Below are 5,383 nucleotides of genomic sequence, written 5' to 3'. Positions count from 1 at the left end.
GACTTCACCGATCGCCCTGACTCCACGCAATGCTTGGTCACCGGTTCGCGAACCCAAGCACCCCGCTGAACACGGCAACCGACAGACTGCACTCCGGTTCCACGAGAAGAAGGCTTCAGAATCCACGAACCCACGGGGGTCCGCACCGGAGCCGGTGCGGGACTTCGAGTCCAAGCGGCCGAAGCTGGACGAGGCCGGGGTGCCGCTGTACGCGGTGGGGCTCGTCGCGCTCGCCGACGGCGGTGCGGAGGTGCTCTCGGTCAAGTTGTCCGGGGAGCCGGCGAACCTGACCCAGGGACTCCCGGTGCGGGTGTCCGGCCTGGTGGCCAACCCGTGGACGATGGGCGACCGGTCCGGGGTCGCGTTCAAAGCCGCCCGGATCGAGCCGGCCACCGGCTCGGCGTCGAAGCCGGCGAGCCAGGCGGGCTGAGCCGTGCGCTGGAAGTTGCTGGCCGGGGTGCTCGTCGCCGCGGCGATCGCCCCGGCGGTGTTCACCCACGTGGCGGTGGTGACGGTGCACGCGGCGCTGGCCGCGTTGACTCAGCTGGTCGGCGGTCGTGGGTAACCAGTATCCCGGGTACGACGGGTGGGGGGCGCCGGTGTCACGGCCGGCGCCCCCGGCGCCCTCGCTGCCGGAGATCGTGCTGTTCGGGCTACTGCGCACCCTGGCCGGCTGGTGGCTGGAACTCGCGGTCCTCTGCGGAATCACGACCGGGGTGCTCAACGTCCGAGCGGAAGGACTGTTCTGGCCTGCGCTGACCGGACTGATCCTGATCACCCTCGGTGTGCTGCTGGTCCCGCAGCTCCGCCACCCTGTCGGACTCGTGTTGCACAAGCAGTCGGTGCGCCGGCGTTGGCGGCGGGCGATCCGGGTCGTCGCACTGCCGGAGTTCCGCGGCGCCACCCCAGCGATCCTGAAGATCCGCCGCCGGCCCGCAGGAGATCAGCTCACCGTCCGGCTGCCCTGGGGCGGCACCGTCACCGACCTGGAAGAGGCCGCCGAGCTGCTTGCCGCCTCCCTGGAGGTGCGCGACGTGCGGGTAGCCCGCTACGTCGACAACGCCCGGCACGCCTCGGTCACGATCGTCCGCCACGACCCGCTCGCCCAGCCCGTCCCGGCCTGGCCGAACGCCACCGCCGAACGGCTCTCGCTGTGGGGGCCGATCCCGGTCGGCGTCGACGAGGACGGCGCAGCCGTCGAGATCAGCCTGGTCGAACGCAACCTGCTCCTCGGCGGTGAGCCCGGCGCCGGCAAGTCCAACGCGTTGTCCCTGCTGGTCGCCACCGCGGCGCTGGACCCGGACGTTCGACTGCACCTGTTCGACGGCAAACTAGTCGAACTCGCCGCCTGGGGCGGTTGCGCCGACCACTCCGTCGGCGTGTCCACTGAGCACGCGAACGACGTGCTCCGGGCCCTGCAGGTCGAGATGGACGACCGCTACCTGGCGCTGCTCGCCAACCGGGCCCGCAAGGTCACCCCGGAGGTCGGGATGCCGCTGCACGTCCTGGTCGTCGACGAACTGGCGCACTACCTGCTCGCCCCGGACCGCAAGGAGCGCACCGAGTTCACAGAGCTGCTCCGCGACCTCGTTGCCCGCGGCCGGGCCGCCGGGCTGATCGTGCTCGCGGCGACTCAGAAACCCTCTCACGACGTGATCCCCACGGCGTTGCGTGACCTGTTCGGGTTCCGCTGGGCGCTGCGCTGTTCTACTCCACAGGCCTCCGACACCGTCCTCGGCGCCGGTTGGGCGTCCGCCAACTACACCGCCTCCGACATCGACCCGGCGCATCGCGGCGTCGGCTACCTGCTCCACGAAGGCGGCGCCCCGATCCGCTGCCGGGCGCACCACATCGACGACACCACCCTGGCCGAGCTCGCCGTCCGCGCCGAAACCCTCCGCCGCGCGCAGGGAAAGCGATGACCGGCCCGGGGGATTCGGGCGCCCTGGGCGAGGTGCTGCACCGCGCCGCCGACCCGGAACGCTACGAACGGTGGGCGGCGCAGGCCGCCGGCACCGGCTACTGCCGGCACCCGATCCGCCTCGCCGGCCGGCTCGACGCCGTCGACCCCGTCAGCGGGGAGCTGGCCGGTCTCATGGACACCGCCGGCGAGCCCGACGGGGTGCTCCTCGTGGCCTGCGGCAACCGCCGTGCTACGGTCTGCCCCTCCTGCGCCGCCACGTACCGCGCGGACGCGTGGCAGCTGGTCGCCGCCGGGCTGCGTGGCGGGAAAGGCGTCCCGGCCAGCGTCGCCGCGCACCCCCGGGTCTTCGTCACGCTGACCGCACCCAGCTTCGGCCCGGTGCACTCCCGACGCGAAGACCGGGCCGGCCGGGGGCACCGCTGCCGGCCCCGTCTCGGTGACCTCGGCAGCTGCCGCCACGGGACACCCTCGGTCTGCGAGATACAGCACGACGGGCACGACCCGCTGCTGGGCCAGCCGATCTGCCCGGCCTGTTTCGACTACGAAGCGGCCGTCCTTTTCAATTGTCACGTCACCGCTCTCTGGCAAGCGACCGTGCTGCTCACCAAGCGGGCGCTCGCCGCCCGGGCCGGTATCTCCACCCGGCAGCTCGCTCGCCGGGTACGGCTTGCCTTCGGCAAGGTCGCCGAATACCAGGCTCGCGGTGTCGTTCACCTGCACGCCGTGGCCCGCCTCGACGCCGCCAGCACCGACGTGCCCGTGGTCGCGGCCCCGGAAGGGATCACGGTCGCCGACCTGATCGCCGCGCTCACCGACGCCGCCCGAGTCGCCAGCGTCGCCCTGCCATCGCCGAAGCGCGGTCGGCTGAGCTGGGGGACGCAATTCGACATCCACCCGATCCCAGCGAGCCGTGACGAGACCCTGCACCCGATCGTCGAAACCGTCGCCGGCTACCTCGCCAAATACGCCACCAAGTCCACCGGCGCGGCCGGAGCGCTGGACCGCCCGATCCGCCGCGCCGCCGACATCGACACCCTCGAGGTGAACTCGCACCTGCGCCGGATGGTCGCCACCTGCTGGCGGCTCGGTGCTGACCCCGCCTATCGGCACCTGAGACTGCGCGCTTGGGCGCACACCCTCGGCTTCCGCGGCCACCTCATCACCAAGAGCCGCCGCTACTCGACCACGTTCACCGCGCTGCGCACCACCAGACACGACCACGCTCGGGCCCGTGCCCACGGCCCGGACTTCACGACCCGGGAATCGATCGGCGCCCTGCGCTACACCGGGCGCGGCTACACCACCCTCGGCGACGCCTGGCTCGCCGACACCGCCCGCGCCCGTCGCGCCGAAGCCCGTCAACTCGCCCGCCTCGACCGGTACAGGGAGCCACGATGACCACGCTGCTTACCATCGACCAGGCCGCCGAGCGGCTCGGCGTCCCACACCGGTTCGTGCGCCGGCTCGTCGCCGAACGCCGCATCCGCTACCGCAAACTCGGCAAGTACGTTCGAATCCTGTCCACAGATCTGGACGCCTTCATCGAAGCCGCCTGCGTTGACCCGCAAACTGTCGGTCCTCGCGCCTAGTCTCGGACTTCGAGAGATCCGTTCGCTCAGGAGGCTCGATGGGCACTCGGCGTCGCTTCGGGAACGTGCGCAAGCTCCCGTCAGGACGATGGCAGGCTAGGTTCGCCGGGGTCGACGGCGCCGAGCGAGCCGGGCCCCACACATTCGCGACCAAGACCGACGTCTTCCGCTATCTCGCTACGGCGGAGGCCGATCTCCTGCGCGGCGATTGGCACGATCACCAAGCCGGACAGATCACGGTGCGGGCGTGGGGCGAGCGCTACCTGGCGGCTCAACAGTCCCGGCTGACACCCAAGACGTACACGTCGTACGACTCGCTCTGGCGGACCTGTATCGAGCCGACTTTCGCCGCCACCATGGTGGCCCGGGTCCAGAAGATCGCGGTCCGGGAGTGGGTCGCGCAAATGACCGGCCGGGGTCTCGGCCCCAGCCGAGTGACGCAAGCTCTCCGGTTGCTGTCACAAATCCTCGCCGCAGCTGTCGACGACCGGTTGATGCTCGTGAACCCCTGCCAGGGTGTCCGGCCGCCGCGGATGCCCGAGACCGAGCCCCGGATCTTGAACCCCGACGAGGTGGCGCGGCTCAGCTCGGTCATCCGGCCGCCTTTTGGCGTGCTCGTTGACCTGCTCGCCTACTGCGGCCCCAGAATCGGCGAGGCGTTCGCGCTACGCCGCCGATGCGTTGACCCCATGAGGGCTCGCTTGCTGATCGAGGAGTCCTTGGCCGAGATCGCGGGGCGACACTCCTTCGGTGACACGAAGACCCATCAGAAGCGTGCGGTAGCTCTGCCCCTGTTTCTCCTCGAGGATCTCCAACGTCATCTCGCCGAGAATGTCCCAGCCGATCCCGATGCCTTACTATTCGTTGGCCGGACCGGCAAGCCCCTCCACTACAACTCTTTCCGGCACGCAATCTGGGATCCGGCCGTCGAAGCGGCGGGCCTGATCGACGTCACCCCGCACGACCTACGCGCAACCTGTGGGACGTGGGTCGCCGATGCAGCAGGGGTGATCGAGGCAGCTCGGCGGCTAGGCCACTCGCGGGCCAGCGTCACGACCCGCCATTACGCCCGCCCCGTCGAAGGGCGCGACCGCGAAGTCGCCGACCGACTCTCCCAGCTTCACTGCACGAACCTGAACTCGCGCAGTAAGAAGAGCACCCCGAGGGCCGCGCTGCCGGGCGGCGCATGAGCCGCGGCGATCACCTGAACACCTGCCGCCACGTGCGCAGCCCCTGGACTTGTGGAAATAGGTCGTCGCTGGGCCGTATCCTCACGGTCATGACGGTGTCGGTGCGCCTGCCCGAGGAGCTGGCCGCCCGGTTGGCCACCGAAGCGTCGCGGCGCGGTCTAAGCGTGGATGAGCTGACCACGCAGCTACTCGCGGACTGGCTGCCCACCGATACGGTCGGTGGGCCGCGGCGGTTGAGCTTCGCCGGTGTGGGTTCGTCCGCGCCCGGTGGGGGCGACCTGGCCCGAAGGCACAAGCAGCTACGCGCCGAGGCCTTCGCCGATAAGACCGCCCGCGACGTCTGAGCCGCGGCCATGCTCCTGGTCGACACCGGGGTGATCTTCGCGGTGGCTGACGCCGCGGATGGGGACCACGACCGTTGCGAAGGGCTACTCGCCACCCATCCCGAGCCGCTGTTGGTGCCGACCCCGGTGGTCGTGGAGGCGGCGTGGCTGATCGAGTCCCGGCTCGGGCCGGCCGCCGAGGTCGCATTCCTGCGTTCGCTGATCCGAAAACTACGCCTTAACCGGGCAGGCGGCAGCGCGCGGCGGGTCGGCGTCGCGAGTGGTGGATCGGCGGGTCAGGCGGGGGTGGCGAGTAGTTCGCCGGTGTCGGGATCGGCGGGTGTGATGCTGACCTGG

General features: G+C 70.7%; 8 protein-coding genes. All 8 read left to right on the top strand.

From position 1 onward, the window contains the following. The first annotated feature begins 154 nt into the window (after nt 1-154). Nucleotides 155-430, top strand: coding sequence for a hypothetical protein (locus tag VNG13_15110; protein HVA61844.1), 276 nt, complete (start codon nt 155-157; stop codon nt 428-430). 3 nt (nt 431-433) lie between these two features. Next, nucleotides 434-565, top strand: coding sequence for a hypothetical protein (locus tag VNG13_15105; protein ID HVA61843.1), 132 nt, complete (start codon nt 434-436; stop codon nt 563-565). After that, on the top strand, nt 558-1,922 hold the full coding sequence (locus VNG13_15100) for an FtsK/SpoIIIE domain-containing protein (GenBank protein HVA61842.1): 1,365 nt from the start codon (nt 558-560) through the stop codon (nt 1,920-1,922). Before VNG13_15105 ends, VNG13_15100 begins: the two co-directional genes overlap by 8 nt. Then, the gene (locus VNG13_15095; GenBank protein ID HVA61841.1) at nt 1,919-3,322 is read left to right on the top strand and encodes a replication initiator; all 1,404 of its coding nucleotides are present in this window, start codon (nt 1,919-1,921) and stop codon (nt 3,320-3,322) included. The genes VNG13_15100 and VNG13_15095 overlap by 4 nt, the downstream gene beginning before the upstream one ends. Continuing rightward, nucleotides 3,319-3,513 (top strand): helix-turn-helix domain-containing protein, encoded by a 195-nt coding sequence (locus VNG13_15090; GenBank protein ID HVA61840.1) that lies wholly within the window; start codon nt 3,319-3,321, stop codon nt 3,511-3,513. Before VNG13_15095 ends, VNG13_15090 begins: the two co-directional genes overlap by 4 nt. 38 nt (nt 3,514-3,551) lie before the next feature. Beyond that, nucleotides 3,552-4,703, top strand: coding sequence for a site-specific integrase (locus VNG13_15085; GenBank protein ID HVA61839.1), 1,152 nt, complete (start codon nt 3,552-3,554; stop codon nt 4,701-4,703). A gap of 89 nt (nt 4,704-4,792) precedes the next feature. Then, on the top strand, nt 4,793-5,047 hold the full coding sequence (locus tag VNG13_15080; GenBank protein HVA61838.1) for a hypothetical protein: 255 nt from the start codon (nt 4,793-4,795) through the stop codon (nt 5,045-5,047). Nucleotides 5,048-5,056: 9 nt separating this feature from the next. Beyond that, a partial coding sequence (locus VNG13_15075; protein ID HVA61837.1) for a PIN domain-containing protein occupies nt 5,057-5,383 on the top strand: 327 nt, incomplete at its 3' end.

Source organism: Mycobacteriales bacterium, assembly GCA_035533475.1.
In the GTDB taxonomy this organism is placed as follows: Bacteria; Actinomycetota; Actinomycetes; order DATLTS01; family DATLTS01; genus DATLTS01.
Note: the sequence above shows the minus strand (reverse complement) of the source record. Positions and strands in the feature narration are given on the sequence as shown.